Source organism: Mesorhizobium sp. WSM4822, from assembly GCF_055811155.1.
In genome coordinates this window covers 22,437-37,304 of sequence record NZ_JBVVQM010000011.1, presented here as the reverse complement: position 1 = coordinate 37,304, position 14,868 = coordinate 22,437, and the positions used below count along the sequence as shown (strand labels likewise).

At 63.5% G+C, this 14,868-nt stretch carries 21 protein-coding genes; all 21 read right to left on the bottom strand.

Annotated features, from left to right (window positions below; all coding sequences use genetic code 11):
* Window positions 1-2: 2 nt before the first annotated feature.
* A complete protein-coding gene (locus AC0L3E_RS23745; protein ID WP_473605753.1) occupies window positions 3-299 on the bottom strand; it encodes a VirB3 family type IV secretion system protein in 297 nt (98 codons plus the stop codon).
* A complete protein-coding gene (locus AC0L3E_RS23740) occupies window positions 299-592 on the bottom strand; it encodes a TrbC/VirB2 family type IV secretion system protein (RefSeq protein ID WP_473605846.1) in 294 nt (97 codons plus the stop codon). The genes AC0L3E_RS23745 and AC0L3E_RS23740 overlap by 1 nt, the downstream gene beginning before the upstream one ends.
* A gap of 35 nt (window positions 593-627) precedes the next feature.
* Window positions 628-1,644, bottom strand: a complete 1,017-nt coding sequence (gene trbB / locus AC0L3E_RS23735; protein WP_473605752.1) for a P-type conjugative transfer ATPase TrbB — start codon at window positions 1,642-1,644, stop codon at window positions 628-630.
* Window positions 1,645-2,047: 403 nt separating this feature from the next.
* Window positions 2,048-2,203, bottom strand: coding sequence for a hypothetical protein (locus tag AC0L3E_RS23730; protein ID WP_473605751.1), 156 nt, complete (start codon window positions 2,201-2,203; stop codon window positions 2,048-2,050).
* A gap of 270 nt (window positions 2,204-2,473) precedes the next feature.
* On the bottom strand, window positions 2,474-2,791 hold the full coding sequence (locus AC0L3E_RS23725; RefSeq protein ID WP_023707464.1) for a helix-turn-helix domain-containing protein: 318 nt from the start codon (window positions 2,789-2,791) through the stop codon (window positions 2,474-2,476).
* Window positions 2,788-3,135 carry a type II toxin-antitoxin system RelE/ParE family toxin gene (locus AC0L3E_RS23720; protein ID WP_473605844.1) on the bottom strand — a complete coding sequence of 116 codons (348 nt, stop codon included), beginning with the start codon at window positions 3,133-3,135 and terminating at the stop codon, window positions 2,788-2,790. Before AC0L3E_RS23720 ends, AC0L3E_RS23725 begins: the two co-directional genes overlap by 4 nt.
* A gap of 388 nt (window positions 3,136-3,523) precedes the next feature.
* On the bottom strand, window positions 3,524-3,979 hold the full coding sequence (locus AC0L3E_RS23715) for a CopG family transcriptional regulator (protein ID WP_473605750.1): 456 nt from the start codon (window positions 3,977-3,979) through the stop codon (window positions 3,524-3,526).
* Between the two features lie 7 nt (window positions 3,980-3,986).
* Complete coding sequence (locus tag AC0L3E_RS23710) at window positions 3,987-5,972, bottom strand: conjugal transfer protein TraG (RefSeq protein WP_473605749.1); 1,986 nt, start codon at window positions 5,970-5,972, stop codon at window positions 3,987-3,989.
* 27 nt (window positions 5,973-5,999) lie between these two features.
* Complete coding sequence (locus AC0L3E_RS23705) at window positions 6,000-7,739, bottom strand: relaxase/mobilization nuclease domain-containing protein (protein WP_473605748.1); 1,740 nt, start codon at window positions 7,737-7,739, stop codon at window positions 6,000-6,002.
* A gap of 244 nt (window positions 7,740-7,983) precedes the next feature.
* The gene (locus AC0L3E_RS23700) at window positions 7,984-8,757 is read right to left on the bottom strand and encodes a lytic transglycosylase domain-containing protein (RefSeq protein ID WP_473605747.1); all 774 of its coding nucleotides are present in this window, start codon (window positions 8,755-8,757) and stop codon (window positions 7,984-7,986) included.
* A 3-nt stretch (window positions 8,758-8,760) separates the two neighbouring features.
* Window positions 8,761-9,096, bottom strand: a complete 336-nt coding sequence (locus AC0L3E_RS23695) for a DUF736 domain-containing protein (RefSeq protein WP_473605746.1) — start codon at window positions 9,094-9,096, stop codon at window positions 8,761-8,763.
* A 70-nt stretch (window positions 9,097-9,166) separates the two neighbouring features.
* Complete coding sequence (locus tag AC0L3E_RS23690) at window positions 9,167-9,712, bottom strand: S26 family signal peptidase (RefSeq protein WP_473605745.1); 546 nt, start codon at window positions 9,710-9,712, stop codon at window positions 9,167-9,169.
* Window positions 9,709-10,197, bottom strand: a complete 489-nt coding sequence (locus tag AC0L3E_RS23685; RefSeq protein WP_473605744.1) for a DUF2840 domain-containing protein — start codon at window positions 10,195-10,197, stop codon at window positions 9,709-9,711. The genes AC0L3E_RS23690 and AC0L3E_RS23685 overlap by 4 nt, the downstream gene beginning before the upstream one ends.
* Window positions 10,194-11,354: a replication initiator protein A gene (locus tag AC0L3E_RS23680; protein WP_473605743.1), complete on the bottom strand. Its 1,161-nt coding sequence runs from the start codon at window positions 11,352-11,354 to the stop codon at window positions 10,194-10,196. The genes AC0L3E_RS23685 and AC0L3E_RS23680 overlap by 4 nt, the downstream gene beginning before the upstream one ends.
* Before the next feature lie 17 nt (window positions 11,355-11,371).
* Window positions 11,372-11,653, bottom strand: coding sequence for a helix-turn-helix transcriptional regulator (locus AC0L3E_RS23675; RefSeq protein ID WP_473605742.1), 282 nt, complete (start codon window positions 11,651-11,653; stop codon window positions 11,372-11,374).
* Window positions 11,654-11,794: 141 nt separating this feature from the next.
* The gene (locus tag AC0L3E_RS23670; protein ID WP_473605741.1) at window positions 11,795-12,340 is read right to left on the bottom strand and encodes a DUF2285 domain-containing protein; all 546 of its coding nucleotides are present in this window, start codon (window positions 12,338-12,340) and stop codon (window positions 11,795-11,797) included.
* Window positions 12,312-12,560 carry a transcriptional regulator domain-containing protein gene (locus AC0L3E_RS23665; protein ID WP_473605740.1) on the bottom strand — a complete coding sequence of 83 codons (249 nt, stop codon included), beginning with the start codon at window positions 12,558-12,560 and terminating at the stop codon, window positions 12,312-12,314. Before AC0L3E_RS23665 ends, AC0L3E_RS23670 begins: the two co-directional genes overlap by 29 nt.
* A gap of 134 nt (window positions 12,561-12,694) precedes the next feature.
* Complete coding sequence (locus AC0L3E_RS23660; RefSeq protein ID WP_473605739.1) at window positions 12,695-12,955, bottom strand: DNA -binding domain-containing protein; 261 nt, start codon at window positions 12,953-12,955, stop codon at window positions 12,695-12,697.
* A gap of 178 nt (window positions 12,956-13,133) precedes the next feature.
* Window positions 13,134-13,460: a DUF736 domain-containing protein gene (locus tag AC0L3E_RS23655; protein WP_473605738.1), complete on the bottom strand. Its 327-nt coding sequence runs from the start codon at window positions 13,458-13,460 to the stop codon at window positions 13,134-13,136.
* Window positions 13,461-14,077: 617 nt separating this feature from the next.
* Window positions 14,078-14,518, bottom strand: a complete 441-nt coding sequence (locus AC0L3E_RS23650; RefSeq protein WP_473605737.1) for a hypothetical protein — start codon at window positions 14,516-14,518, stop codon at window positions 14,078-14,080.
* Between the two features lie 133 nt (window positions 14,519-14,651).
* Entirely contained in the window at window positions 14,652-14,819 is a 168-nt protein-coding gene (locus tag AC0L3E_RS23645; RefSeq protein ID WP_008877981.1) for a hypothetical protein, read from the bottom strand.
* Window positions 14,820-14,868 lie beyond the last annotated feature (49 nt).

Genomic DNA, 14,868 nt, shown 5'->3' with positions numbered 1-14,868 from the left:
GCTCAGACCGTGAGATGCGCGGGGATGCGCAGGTGCCGGCGAACGACGTCGGCGAAAAGCGGATCGCGCTTGGCGGCCCAGACGGCGGCAAAATGGCCGATCGCCCAGATGGCGAGGCCGACGAGCCACAGACGCAGCCCCAGCCCCACGGCGCCGGCGAGCGTCCCGTTCATGATCGCAATGGCGCGCGGGGCGCCGCCGAGCAGGATCGGCTCGGTCAGCGCCCGGTGCACGAGGACCGCATAACCCGGCACTGCGTAGTCCGGCATTGACCCGCTCTGTTCGACCGAACCCGCCATCAGACCAGCGCCCCGCCGCCGAACGAGAAGAACGACAGGAAGAAGCTTGACGCCGCGAAAGCGATGGACAGGCCGAACACGATCTGGATGAGCCGCCGGAATCCGCCAGAGGTGTCGCCGAAGGCGAGTGTCAGGCCGGTGACGATGATGATGATCACCGCCATGATCTTGGCGACCGGCCCCTCGATCGACTGGAGGATCTGTTGCAGCGGCTGTTCCCACGGCATCGACGAGCCGGAGGCAAAAGCCGGCGCGGCCATCACGAGAATGAGCGTGGGGAACGAAACTGTCATCGCGAGACGATGGCGCGCGAGGCGCAGGCGTTGGATCACGGATTTTCTCCTTCAGGGCTTTGGATGGGCAAGGTCGGGCGGTCGTCGCCCTCGAGGACGGTTGGCGCGACCCGGTAATCGCCGTCCGGGCGAAGGCCATCGACACGAGCGAGTTCGGACAGCCGGCGCGCGGAGCCGCGGCCGGAAAGGACGGCAACCAGGTCGATCGTTTCGGCGATCAGCGCGCGTGGAACCGTAACGACGGCTTCCTGGATGAGCTGTTCCAACCGGCGCAGCGCGCCAATGGCGCTGCCGGCGTGGATGGTGCAGAGGCCGCCGGGGTGGCCGGTGCCCCAGGCCTTGAGCAGTTCGAGCGCCTCGGCTCCGCGCACCTCGCCGACCGGAATGCGGTCGGGGCGCAGGCGCAGCGATGAACGAACGAGATCGGAGAGCGAGGCGACGCCGTCTTTCGTTCGCATCGCCACGAGATTTCGCGCGGCGCATTGCAGTTCGCGCGTATCCTCGATGATGACGACGCGATCCGCGGTTTTGGCCACCTCGGCCAGCAGCGCGTTGATCAGCGTGGTCTTGCCCGTGGATGTGCCGCCTGCAACGAGAATGTTCGCGCGACTGGCAACGCCCTGGCGCAGCGCGTCCGCCTGCTGCGCCGACATGATCCCGGCCGCGACATAGTCTTCAAGGGTGAAGATGGCGACGGCAGGCTTGCGGATCGCGAAGGCAGGCGCTGCGACGACGGGAGGAAGAAGCCCCTCGAACCGCTCCCCTGTCTCGGGCAGCTCGGCCGAGACGCGTGGGGCGCCGGCATGGACTTCGGCACCGACATGATGAGCAACGAGGCGAACGATGCGCTCGCCGTCCGCCGCCGACAGGCGCTCTCCGGTGTCGGACAACCCCTCGGACAACCGATCGATCCACAGACGTCCATCGGGGTTGAGCATCACTTCGACGATGCCCGCGTCGTCGAGATAGCGCGCGATCGCAGGCCCGAGCGCTGTGCGCAACATGCGTGCGCCGCGCGCCAGACCTTCTGAATTGTGAGGCGAAGCTGCCATCCTGTCCCCGTTTCGATCCGGGGAACATGGGCGGCCCCTGGACGGGGATGATTAAGAGAGCCGCATCTCGAGTGGTTTCAACACCTATATCGAGGCGTAGTGGCGTAGCGTGCAAATACAGGAGATTGGCGGTGCCGCCCGGCAATCAAGGCTGACGATCTTGAGGAAAGCGCGCTCGCCGTTAGAGAACTCCGCGCCAACTTCACTTGGCGAGCCCATTGGAATGCAGACCTATGTAGCCGAGCGGCAGAAAAATCCCCTCTCCCAAAAGCCGAGTACTCAGCATTATAAGCGAGGCCGGCCGGTCCATTGGTTGTCCGGTCCCTATCTCGCCATGCTCGACGCGCTAGGGGAGGACATCCGGATTGTATCTGGTGGATCTGTCAAACCACAAAAAAGGCGCTCAACCGTTTCCGGGAGCGCCTTTCGCATGGATGAGGTGAGTTACTGTATCCACCACTGTGGTCGTAGCGATTGCCAGGATAGCTTTAATCAGGCCGGACGCTAAACGTTTCAGTGTTGAATATGCTTGGACTTTACGTGCCGTTGTTCTTTTCATCGGGTTATTCCTTTCCGTTGGTAATAGCGAAAATCGCTACGATCAGAAGAAAGGCAACCACAACGAGCCAAGTGGTGGGAGTCGCACCCACACCCATCCCCGAAACTGGATGATGAAGCGATAGATGGTGACCCCTAAGCCAGATTCAAGGATTGTTTCGGGGAAATAGCGACACCTCAACCGGTACCGTAAACGGCGCCAGGCGACGATTATTTGTTCTGCTTTAGGTAATGGCCTAGAGAGCCGACACCATCGCGCAAAGCCGTCTGATCAAGCGGCTTCAGCACGAGTTGACCGTCGAGGCTTGTGGCGAACCACCACGTCGACCTTATAGTCGAGCCGGTCCAGACAGCGCACCAGCCTGTCTATTGAAAACTTGCCCGTGCGCCCGGTGACGATCGCGGAGACGTCGGGCTGTTTCATTCCGAGCAGTTCAGCCGACTTCGCCTGGGTCAGGCGCCGGCGCTTGATAATGGCGCGGATCTCGCGGGCAAGCTTGGCCTTGAGCAATTCCTCTTCGGGATTGTCAAAGCCGAGGTCCGCAAACACGTTGCCGCTGCTCACTTCGGCGGTGATGTCTTCTGTCATGACTTTGTTCCTTTCCCATAATTTTCGCGGTAGTGCGCCTCGGCCGCCTTCAATCGCACTGTCACGAGATCCATTTCGTGCTTGGGTGTCTCCCTGCCCTTCTTCGACTTCTTCTGGAAGCAATGAAGCACGTAGATCACCCCGGCAAAGCGCACCGCATAGACGGCCCGGTAGGTACCTCCGTCGAAGTCGTCGACCACCTCGAGGATGCTGCGGCCCCCAAACCCTTTCAGGGCTTTGACAGCCGGGTGCTCCTCACCATTCTGGGCGTCGTTGATTGCGACACCCATCAACCGGCGAACATCGAGCGGAAACTCGCGCAGGTCGGCCTTCGACGACCCCATCCATACTGCGGACTTTTGGTTCTTCATTCTCCCGTGCCTTATAGCATACAGACTATATTTTTCAACGATAAATCCTGACACTGCTCAGCCACCGAAAATAGGTCATTCGGGTGAAAACGGCTGTTTTTTCCAAGGGATCATAGAAGCTCTTGAAGGCGTGGTCCTTCATGCAATCACGGATCTCAAATTGCGGATTTCGCGCCAGATGCGTCCCGCTGTTGCCGTAGCGATGACTGAAGGTGGTTCCCGTGCAAAGCGACCCCACCCTGCGGCTTGTGCCAAACTCGACAGGTCGGCAAAGCGTGATCTATGACAACAACACGTCATTGCAACACTTTGATATATTTTGACAAATCAATCTTGTAAAAATCTCAGTCCGCCCGTCCATTTAGCCCACGGGCCTGCCGGGCTGGAGTGTGTCCAGGCCGCCATCGATGTCCTCGGAGATTTCCTGTCGAAGCTTTGGACCTTTCGCCAAGCGCCGGCCGAGCGCCGTGACAAAGGCATCATAGCGCTCGCCAGCCTTGGCGTGGGCGGCCTGCGCCGCGGGCTCGGGCAAGGCCGGCGTTGTCGCCAGCCAGAAGCGGACGAAAACGGCGAGTGTCTCCACGGCAATTCCGACATCGCGTTCCTGGCGTGCCGTACGGCGATCGAGTTGATCGAGCCGCTTGGTGATCGCCGCCTCCTGTCGTTCGGCGGCATCGGGTGAGAGGAACGACTCGATGGCGGCTTCCGCGACGAGCGACCGTGAAAGATCCCGTCGCGCTGCATGTTCGACCAGCCTGCTCATCGCCTTGGGATCGAGATAGACGGACAGGCGTTGTTTGCGTGGTGCCTTTGCCATCGGAGCCTCACATATCCACACCGTCGCCGGGATCGAGCGACGCCTGCCGCGCAATGCCTTGCATGATGAGGCGTGTCAGTCGACGATTGCGAGCAACCTCGTCCTCGACGTCGTCGAGGCGATCGATCTCGAACTCGTTCTCCGTCGAAGGCTTCACGACCTGTTCGACGCGACTGAGCTCGGGTTGCCGACGACGTTCGGATTCAGTTGTGTCGTCATCTGTGGCCGACAGCGCTGACGTGGCTTCAATCTGCGGACGGGAAGGCAGAGGCAATCTCGTCCAGTCGTCGGGCCTCCCCTCCTCCGCCGCTGCCGTCAGCACTGGCGGCGGCAGGATACGCTCGCGGAAGCGGGTATCCTCGTGATAGCGCGCCTTTTTGGCGCGGATCGGCGGCGCGCCCGAGACCATGACAATCTCGTCGGTGGCCGGCAGTTGCATCACTTCACCCGGCGTGAGCAGCGGGCGAGCCGTCTCGGAGCGGGAGACCATGAGATGACCGAGCCACGGCGACAGTCGGTGGCCGGCATAGTTCCTCATGGCCCTCATCTCGGTCGCTGTTCCGAGCGCATCGGACACCCGCTTGGCGGTGCGCTCGTCATTGGTGGCAAAGCTTACCCGGACATGGCAATTGTCGAGGATCGAGTTGTTGGCGCCGTACGCCCTCTCGATTTGATTGAGCGATTGAGCGATCAGGAAGCTTTTCAGGCCGTAGCCGGCCATGAAGGCGAGCGCCGACTCGAAGAAATCGAGCCGGCCAAGCGCCGGGAACTCGTCGAGCATCAGGAGCAGCCGGTGCCCTTGCGCCCTCACCTGCAGATCTTCGGTCAAGCGGCGACCGATCTGATTGAGGATCAGGCGAATGAGCGGCTTGGTCCGGTTGATGTCGGACGGCGGCACGACGAGGTAGAGCGTCGTCGGACGCTTGTCGTCGACAAGGTCGGTGATGCGCCAGTCGCAGCGGCGGGTGACCTCGGCCACGACAGGATCGCGATAGAGGCCAAGGAACGACATGGCGGTGGAGAGCACGCCGGAGCGCTCGTTGTCGGACTTGTTCAAGAGCTCCCGCGCGGCGCTGGCGATGACCGGGTGCGGACCGCCCTCACCCAGATGCGCCGTTTTCATCATCGCCGACAGCGTCGATTCGATCGGACGCCTTGGATCGGAGAGGAAACCGGCAACGCCGGCAAGCGTCTTGTCGTGCTCGGCATAGAGGACATGCAGGATCGCACCGACCAGCAGTGCATGGCTGGTTTTCTCCCAATGGTTTCGCCTCTCGAGGGAGCCTTCGGGATCGACCAGGATGTCGGCGATGTTTTGCACGTCGCGGACTTCCCATTCGCCGCGGCGCACCTCGAGCAGCGGGTTGTAGGAGGAGGATTTCGGATTGGTCGGATCGAACAGCAGGACCCGGCCATGCCTGGCGCGGAAGCCCGCGGTGAGCTGCCAGTTCTCGCCCTTGATGTCATGCACGACGGCTGAGCTCGGCCAGGTCAGCAGCGACGGGACGACGAGGCCGACACCCTTGCCCGAACGCGTCGGCGCAAAGCACAGCACGTGCTCCGGTCCGTCGTGGCGCAGATAGGCGCCGTCATATCGACCAAGCACTACGCCATCGGAGCCGAGAAGGCCAGTTGCCTTGACCTCCTGCTTATCGGCCCAGCGGGCGGAGCCGTAGGTCTCGACCTTCTTGGCCTCGCGAGCCCGCCAGACCGACATGCCTATGGCGACGGCGACGCAGGCGAAACCACCGGAAGCCGCAATAAAGGCACCCTCCACGAAGATCGACGGCGCGTAGGCATCAAAGCCATACCACCACCAGAAGAAGGACGGCGGAAGGTAAATCGGAAAGCCCAGGACATGGAACAATGGCCTGCCGAGCTCGGGCTGGAATGCCAGGCGCCAGGCCACCCATTCCGTGGCGCCCCAGGTCGTGATCAGCACGATCGCCAGGACGGCGAAGACCTGGCCCCAGAGAATCTTGGTGGCGGACATAGAAGCAGTCCTTTCTTCAACATGAGGTTAGATGCCGAGCCCACGGTTGCGGCCGAAGCTCCAGTCGATGCCGCCTTCATCGCGAGCCACGCCAGAGACGTGGCGGCCAAGGTGCTTTTCCAGGGACGGCGTCCAGGGCACCAGTTGGAACCCGAGGCCGTCATCGATCATGGCGAAGCGGCCGGAGGCGAGCGTGAAGCGTTGCCGGTAGGAACCGGTGACGTACTCGCCGCTGCGGGCGCGGTTGAAGGGCTGGCCGGTGTCGGCCGAGAGCTTTTCGCCGAGCGCCTCCAACTCGCGGCGACGCAGCGTGTCGATCAGGTTGCGGGTGAAGGTTGTGCGTTGGCCATGCCGCTCGCCGAGGCCCTGTTCGACGAGACGTTCGGCACGGCGATGCATCGCCTGCCGCACCTCGGCGCCGAAACCGCCTTCTGACAGCGCAATCGGTTCGCGGGCAATATTCTGGCGGTCAAGCCAGGTTGCGCCGGCGGCTGTAACCTGCCGCTCAATATCGAGATCGGAACGGACAGCGAGTGCTGCGCGCCCACGTCCCTGCGCGTCATGAAACTTGCGCAGCTCGACGATCGAACCCGGAGCACTGTCGCCGGCTGCGTCAAGATCGGACAGCTTGATGTGATGTGTGCGGCCGTCGGTGCCATCGACCACGGCGTAGGCGCTGCCCTTCAGCTCATCATCGAGACCGCGATCGACCAGCCGACCGACGATCGGCGTGTCGAGGTGCTCCGCTGCCAGCACATAATTCGCCGTGCCGCGCTCGATGCCCTGTTCCGACAAGGCGCGGTGCATTCGCTTGATGATGTCGCCGCGTTCGCCGAGCTCGCGCAGCGTCGTCTCGGCCTTGTCGTCGATCATCCATTGGCCCGGGCCGACCTGTTCGGCAAGGCCAAGGGTTTCGAGCTTGCGCATCCGCCCGACCTTCAGCACGTGATACTCGTCGGGCTGGGCGTTCGCGGCGCTGGCAAGGTCGATGATGCCGGCGTCGCGGCCGTCGCGAACAAGCTGTCGGTCAAGCTGGGTCCAGCGTTCGGCTTCGACCTGGCGCTGCAGATTGCGACGGATGTCGAGATCGGTGCGCGGGCCGAGCTCCTGGGTAACGAGATCGGCCGCGCGGGCCCGCATCCCCTCCTTGATGTAATCGCGGGAGATCACGAGATCCTGCCCGTCATCAGTGCGGCCGCGCAGGATGATGTGAAGGTGCGGGTTGTCGGTGTTCCAGTGATCGACGCCGGCCCAATCGAGCTTCGTGCCGAGATCTTTTTCCATCTGGCGCATCAGATCGCGGGCGAAGGATTTGAGGTCCGCCATGTCGACGGCATCTTCCGGCGAGACCATGAAGCGGAAGTGGTGCCGATCATCAGCGCACCGTGCGGCGAAAGCACCGCCATCCACCTCATCGGCCTGCGGCCCGAACAGCCCTGCCTTCTCCCCATCACGGGTGACGCCCTCGCGGCGCAGATAGGTGAGATGGGCGGCAAGCGGTGCTCCGCGCGCGTGATGACGCACCAGCCGTGTCTTGATGATCACGGTTCGAGAGCGGCCGGACAGGAGACGATTGGCGCGCACGCTCGCCGAGCGGCCACGCCCGAAGGTCGAGCGATTGCCAGGACTGATTTGGCCCGAGCGAGAGATACGGGCGCCGGCCTTCTGGGCGGCGGCAAGTGCCTGCGCGATGAAGGGCCTGGCGCGCTGGGCGCCAGATGAGCGGATACGGCCAGGCCGGATTCGAAGTTCGTCCTCGCCAGTCATCTAAAGAGATCCGCACATCGTGCCAAGGCACGGAAATCACAGGCAAACCAGCGCTCGGGCGAGGTGCACCAAAACCTCGCACCTCGCGCAAATCCTGCATAACCTATTGAAACAACACAACCGATCGACGCCGCACCTCGCGGCCTTTTATCTTGCCATCTTCCGGTTGTTCTGCCCACCTTGCGCCTCCGTCCACGCCACGGTGCGCTGGAGCTTGCGGTTGCGCGAAAACACCCATGCGCGCTCATGGCTGGATCCCTTCGCCGGCTCGCGACACGAAGAGGCCTTCGGACAGCGGCACGATGGCGGAGACATCACGCACGGTGGGTGCAGAGCTCGCGTCATTTGGTGGTCGTTCGGTCGGCACGAGAGCGACAGCTTGTATGCGATCCGGCTGACCTACGAAGAGCGAGCCGTGCTTCCAGGGAATTGCCTCGACAGACGTGACGGCGAAAGGGCGGGTGGTCGCGCGGCCTCCGACAAGCGGAGCAAGGGCTGCGACATAGGCGCGGGTCTCGGCCGGTAACGGACGCCCAGTGAGGTAGGCTTCGTAGCGTGCAGGTCCCGCGTTGTAGGCGGCCAGAAACCCCGGCGAACCGTAGCGATCGTGCAGTTCGCGCAGATACGCCGTTCCTGCCAGGATATTGTCGCGAGGATCGAACGGATCGCGGCCAAGCGACCAGCGGGCGCGTAGATCATCCCATGTGCCGGGCATGATCTGCATCAAGCCGCGGGCGCCGGCGCTGGAGACGGCGCGCGCGTCGCCCGCACTCTCGTTGCGCATGACGGCGCGTATCCACGCGGTCGGAACGCCGAAGCGGTGCGAGGCTTCGCTGATGTGAGCGCCGAACGGATCGCGCTGCGACGATCGCGCGACGGCCAAGTCCTGCGCCATTGTCGCCACCGGCATAATGGTCGCGACGGACAGGCCGCAAAGGAGGAGCAAAGCCATGCGCCGGGCAGCACGAAGCGGCCTGGGCGCACCGCGATGGCTCGTCGACGGACGGCGAGCGCGCATCGTTCAATCCTTCTCGCTGCGGTCGCGTGGTCGCGCCCAGTGCAGCGACCAGGACGTCTTGTCGTCGCCGTTGCGAAAGAGGTTCGCGCGTATCGGCTGCGCGAACGTCGGGTCGTCGAGCTGGATCGAAACATAGTCTCCGGCCTTTTCGCTCGAGCGTTTCCAACCGGCTCCAACCTCGGGGCCGTCCTCGTTTCCGGCGTGAACGCGATAGTCAGGCGCATTCTCCGTTTCGCTCGCCTCTGCCGCCACAATGGCGATATCCAGGTTGAGGATGAGCGTGTGGATGCGCCCGCTGTAGCCGGTCTTCTGGCGCGTGAATTCTCCGATCTGTTGCATGTCAGGCTCCTGTTTGGAGTGGTGCGGTGATTATGGCTGACGGCACGACGCGCGCCGCCAAGTCGCGCGCTCACCGCGTTGGCGCGCGCCATTCGAAGCGGCCGTCGCCGTTCTCGTCCGTCCACAGCGGGACGGCGCGGCCGATGATCTGGCTGGTGGAGAGGAGGCCGAAGTAACGGCCGTCGAGGCTGTCACGGACCTGCCGGTTCATCAGGAAGACTTCGTCGGGCGGGATGCGGCGGCAGCCCTGCCAGACAGGCAGGTCACGGCCGGTCCGATCACGCTCGAGCGCCACGCCCACCTCGACGCCATCGACAGTGATGATGAGGTTCGAGCGACAGACCCGTTGCCCGGCAACACCAAGGATGCGCTTCAAGAGTGGCACGCCCCTCGGCAGATAACCGCGATCAGCGAGGAACGCCGCGAGTGGCTCGGGCGCGTCGACGGCCACAAGATCGGTGACCTCGAAAGGTCCACCGAAATCGATCGTGTAGAAGCCGATCGGCGCGCTAGCTGATGCATTCCAGATGAGCTTCGTGGGCAACGGCGTGAGGCCGGGATAGCCGACGACCACGGCCCCGAGAACGCTAACGAGGATGATCCCGGCGCGGCTCACGGCTCGGTCCTCTTGCGCAGCAGGAAGGCGCGATGTTGGTCCAGCGTGTAGGGGCGCGGCTCCTGACCGGCGGTTATCCGGTTGTGGATGTGCCGCCAGTGATCGGGCGACACCGACTCAGGATCGATGTCGAGGCGCTGGACGGCGTCGATCGCCTGCAGCACGCGTTCGACCTTGGGCCAGGTCTCGACCTTCAGAAGGATGTCGCCGCCGGGGCGCACGAAGGGCAGTGTCTGATAGGCTTCGTCACGTCTGACCGCACGCACGATATCTATGCGTGAGATGATCGTTCCAAAATCGTTCGCGGCCCAGCGAACGAGCGCGAAGACTGCGCCGGGACGATAGGACAGGATGCGCCGGCGACGATCGACGATCTGTTCGTGGGCGTGCGTGCCGAACCGTATCCAGTTCTCTTGCCTCTTCTCCACCCAGGTCAGTTCGACATGGACGAGTTCGTCGCGAGCGTGGTGCGTGGCGGCGATCATCGGGTGGCTCCCGAGCGCGGATCAAGAGGCGGATTCGGGGCTTCGGAGACGCTGGTTGCCGTGCTGCTGCCGTCAGAAACCGATGGTGCATTCGAGGTCTTGTCGGTGTCTATACTGGGTGCGTCGCTGGTTCGTCGGATGAGCCTTTGCACATCACGCGCGCGCTCTTCAAAGTTAGACTCTGGGTTAGACTCTAAGTTAAGGGCGCGATTTCGGCTTTGGTTTCCAAGGCTTAGGCCCTGTTTGGGTTCCTGATAGCACGAGCCTGCGGTTCCCAATGGCACGATAGGCCCGGTTCCCGATAGCACGAGGCTATCCACAGGCCTTCCACCGGAGGCGATCCGCTCGAAGGCGAGCAGCGTCCGGCCGCCCATCTCCACTTCGAGGAAGAGCGTGTAGCCGGGCAGCGGCTGGCGGCGGATGATGTCACGCAGCTCGAAGGCAAAGCGCTTGTGGGGCGACAGGCTGCCGGATTTCTGGTGAAGGTGACGGAAGTCGAAGCGCCAGCCGTCGCGCTGGCGTCCGCCATGCTTGCGCACCAGCCTATAGAGCCAGCGCTCCAGCCCCCCAGTCAGGTCGAAATAGGCGCGATCGATCGTCAGCACCAGCGCGTCATCGAGGACTGCCTGGTAGAACCAGTCGGGGACGATCAACTCGATCCCCGCGGGTTTACCATGGCGATCGATGCGCTCCTGCCACTCATTGATCCATGAGAAGCGGTGCCGCCGACCTTCGGCGGGCTGACGGATTGTCGTCGAGACAGTGGTCGATTGCAGCCGGTCAAGCGCCGCCTTCAGGCGCTGATAGTCGCGCAGGCTCTTGCCGCGGCCAACGAAGGTGAGAACCTCATAGGGCGTGGCGGCCATCAGGCGCGAGGTGCGAAGCCCGGCGTCGCGCGCTTCGACGATCTGGCTCGCGGCCCAGATCAGGATGTCGGCGTCCCAGATGGTCGCCATGCCATGATCGGGTACGGCTTCGACCCGGATCGAGACGTTGCCGGCGGCAAAATCGATCGGGGTGGTGCGATGGGTCTTGGAAAGGGAGAAGAACGGATAGGCCATGAGATCCTGCGCGTCTCGAGGGGCGAAATCGCCTGGCAGCGCCCGGAACAGGTCGAGTTGCCCGCGCTCCGAAAGGGATTGGTTTCGCGCCACCATTTGAAATCCGCGCGCGGTCAGCGTGCGTAGCGTCCGCTATGCGCCGGCGGCGCCGGGGTGTGACGCTTGGCCGGCAGGACCGATCCACGCGGGTCGGATGTAGAGGTGACAGCGCCGCGTTCGGCCCAGGCCTGAAGATCGTCGACGGCATAGACGACTCGGCCGCCGAGCTTGCGATAGGAAGGACCAGTGCCATAGGTCCGGTGCTTTTCGAGCGTGCGGGCGGACAGGCTGAGGAAATCCGCGGCTTCCTTGGTGCGCAGGAAGCGCGGCGGCAAGACGGCAATATCGGGTCGCATCGGTCGGATCTCCGTGGGGTTTTGGGCAGCCGCTGGCGTTCAGCGGTGGACAGCGACCACGGTGGCGGAGAATGGGCTTCGCAAGGGATGGGGAAGTTGAGGGAGGCTAAAATCCCAACCCCTCGTGCCCGGCCAGAACAGCTACGGTCGACGGCGATGACGCAGGATCTGCAGATAGCCGCCGCCGATCAGGGCGGTGGCGCCTTCGACCAGGCCGATCACCGCATCGCGCAACGCCGAGGTCTTCCAGGGATTGACGGCGATGCGCTTGTGTCCGTAGAACGCGATCGCAATGTCGCGGTAGCTCGCGCCGTTCGCACGGCCGTCAGCGGCCTGCATCATCAGACGAAACCGGCGGCGCTGCTGTGGGGTCATACGCGTGTCCGAAGCCGTCGGGCGCCCCTGCAAGGAACGCCAGAAACGGGTGAGTGCTTCGATCCGTCCCAACGTTTCTGCATCCAACGGGATCAGCGCCGCCAGGTGCCCGTGAGGATCACTGCCACGCAGAAGGAGAAGCTGGGTCGCGACACCTGCATTATGGACGCTGTGACGTCCTTCCGGACTGTCGTGGACCACCCCCAGGCCGGTCAAAGGCGTCGATCGCAACGACGACAGGAATTCCGGCGCCGGCACGAGAGAAACCACGGCTGGATCGACGTCAGGCGACCACAGGACATCCTGCGCCAAGGCGGACAAATCCGGCCTGGCCGGGAAATCGCAGCCCCCACAGCCGCTGTGTCTCAGGGTGGAAGGGCGCTTTCTCGGCTCTTGTGGTCAGGAGCGTCTGGTAGTGCCGTTGATAGGGTTCGTGACGCCGCAGACACTCCCAGGCGAGCCCTTCGACCGGCAAAGTGTCGAAATAATCATAGCTGGCATTGTCTCGCCAATGCGACGTATCCGGCCTCATCCAAGAGCTCCTCGCAAGCAACGCGTAGACCCCGCCTCCAAACGATTCCGGGTTGCAGCGATTGGCGGAAGACCCTTGCCGGGCATCGGGTGATGCCGTTTCGGCATCACCCGCGAACCACAGGCGCTGTGGTGCTAGTTGCCGGGTTGACGCAGGAGATGACGGTAGCCTGCACGCGCCATCCAGCGCGCTCGCGTCAGATGGCTGTCGTGAATGCGCCGGGCGCGTTGTGGCTCCTTCGTCAGATCAATGCCGAAGAGAATTTCGACCACCTCGCGCCAGTCCGCGCCGTCGTCGGCGGCGTCAAGCAGGCGCGCATAGAGCTTGACGTGTTCCCGATCGTATTCGGTGAGTTCGTCACTGGTCGGGGCGGTTTCGTCAAACGGCTCGATCATCGCTTGCCTCGTCTTACACAGAGTGAAAGCCTGCATTTTATAGAAACAACAGCGCCGACGGAGGATGGCTGATCGGCATCAGGCGATGCGGTTTCAGCATCGCTCTCGGCTTGAGTGAACCGAACCGTACGTCACGGAAAGAAGGCCCCGGCCTTCCGGCCGGGGCCTGCGCGGGTCCTCAGTCACCCCGCCGGGCGCTGGGACGGGACCAGATGAGCGAGAAACCTTCACCTTCCTCGTCGTCGAAGAGGTTGGCGTAGATCGGGGCGTTGAAGCTCGGATCGTCCAGCTTGAGACCCAGATAGTCGCGGCCTTCGTTGGAGGTCTTCGACCAGGCGGCGCCGATCTCGGCGCGACCGACCAGCACCCGGTGGCTGGGAGCGTTCTCGCCGGTGGCGCGGGTGTCTGGGACGATGCGCACGTTCTTGGCCAGGACGCTGAGGGTGACGATTTCGCCGGTGAACTCGTTCGCGGCGGTCTTCTTGAAGGTGCCGATGGTAGCCATTGTAAGTCTCCATTTTCTGTTCCCGAGCCCGCACCATGCGGCCTCGATGGCGATCACTTGGCCGGAGGCGACCGACGACGCATCGCTTGCGACCGGAGCAACGCGGAGGACGGCGCAGGAACGACTTTCTTGTTCGCGAGGAATGGCGGCGCTCGGGGTCCCCATGCGCTTGCGGCATGGGGGTGGGAGCCGGCAGGGGAAGAAAGTCGAGATGCGCCGTTGCGGCCTAGGCGGTCGAGGCTTCTGCCGTCCTTCGGTCTGATCAGCCCATTGGAGAGGCCGTTTGGAGCGCTCTTGGGACAGATTGGCAACGGAGATTTTGGAGCCCAACGCGCCGCCAGCAGATCGCTACGAGCTTCACTGGCATCGTCTACACGTTCCAGGCACCAAATCCCGCGCACCTCCAGCGCCCGGAGCCATCGGCCGCGCTGCCGTCCTGCCACCGACGGGTCGGACCTGCCTTGCAGCATCGACCGGCCAACGTCCAAGACCATTAGACGAAGCCGCGCCGGGATTGCCACTGCTCGATCATCGCATGCGGCCCGATTACTCCAACCACCGATGATGAGGAGGCTGGGCCTTCGTCGGCCTGGTCCACCCGCCTCGCTCGCGCGGGTTTAAGCTTGAACCCTGTCCCTACCGGATTGGTCGGCGGCGGCCATGCCCGCGACCCGCAGATATGCCGTGACGCCGACGGCCACCGCGCCAATGACGGAAAAGACGATCTGCCAGGTTTCCGAAGGCATCATGTGCTTCGCGATCCCATGAGTGGCGTGGTAGCCGGCAACGATCGCGGGAGCGACGAAGACCATCGCGATCGCCAGCTTCGCCCACATGGAGCTGATAACACCGAGGAGGATTTGGCCTGCGCCGAGCGTCAACCCGGCTGCGAGGATGCCGACAAAGATTGCGCCAGGCCAGCCGGCACCGGTGTGGAATGCCCATGCACCTGCATTGATGCCGACGAACAACGGGAGGGCGACGATAGCAAGCGTGAACAGCAACCAGCACAAGATGCCGATGGCCGCGACGCAAAGGAGAATGCCGAGGATGATCATGGTGGTGTCTCCGAGAGAATGACTCTGGTGATTGCGCCTTCCACCACCACCTGGCGCAATGCACAGCATAGCAAAGGAAAGCGCGGGCGAAACCCGCCCGTGTTCTTGCATCGCCAGCGCGATGTCCGCCCCGTCATGGGGCGAACGGGTCGATTTCGCCGATGATGGCGGTGTCGTCGCCGTCATACTCGTTCGCCGGCACGACCGAGAGAGTGCCGTCGCCGGCACGAAAGATGACGATAGTGACCATGAGAGTGGCGGCGAGGCTGAAGGCGAAGGCATGTGCGTCGGCGAAGGACATCGATCCGGCTCCTGTTTGAAGCGGAGGACCCTCCCCCGCTGACAGGCGC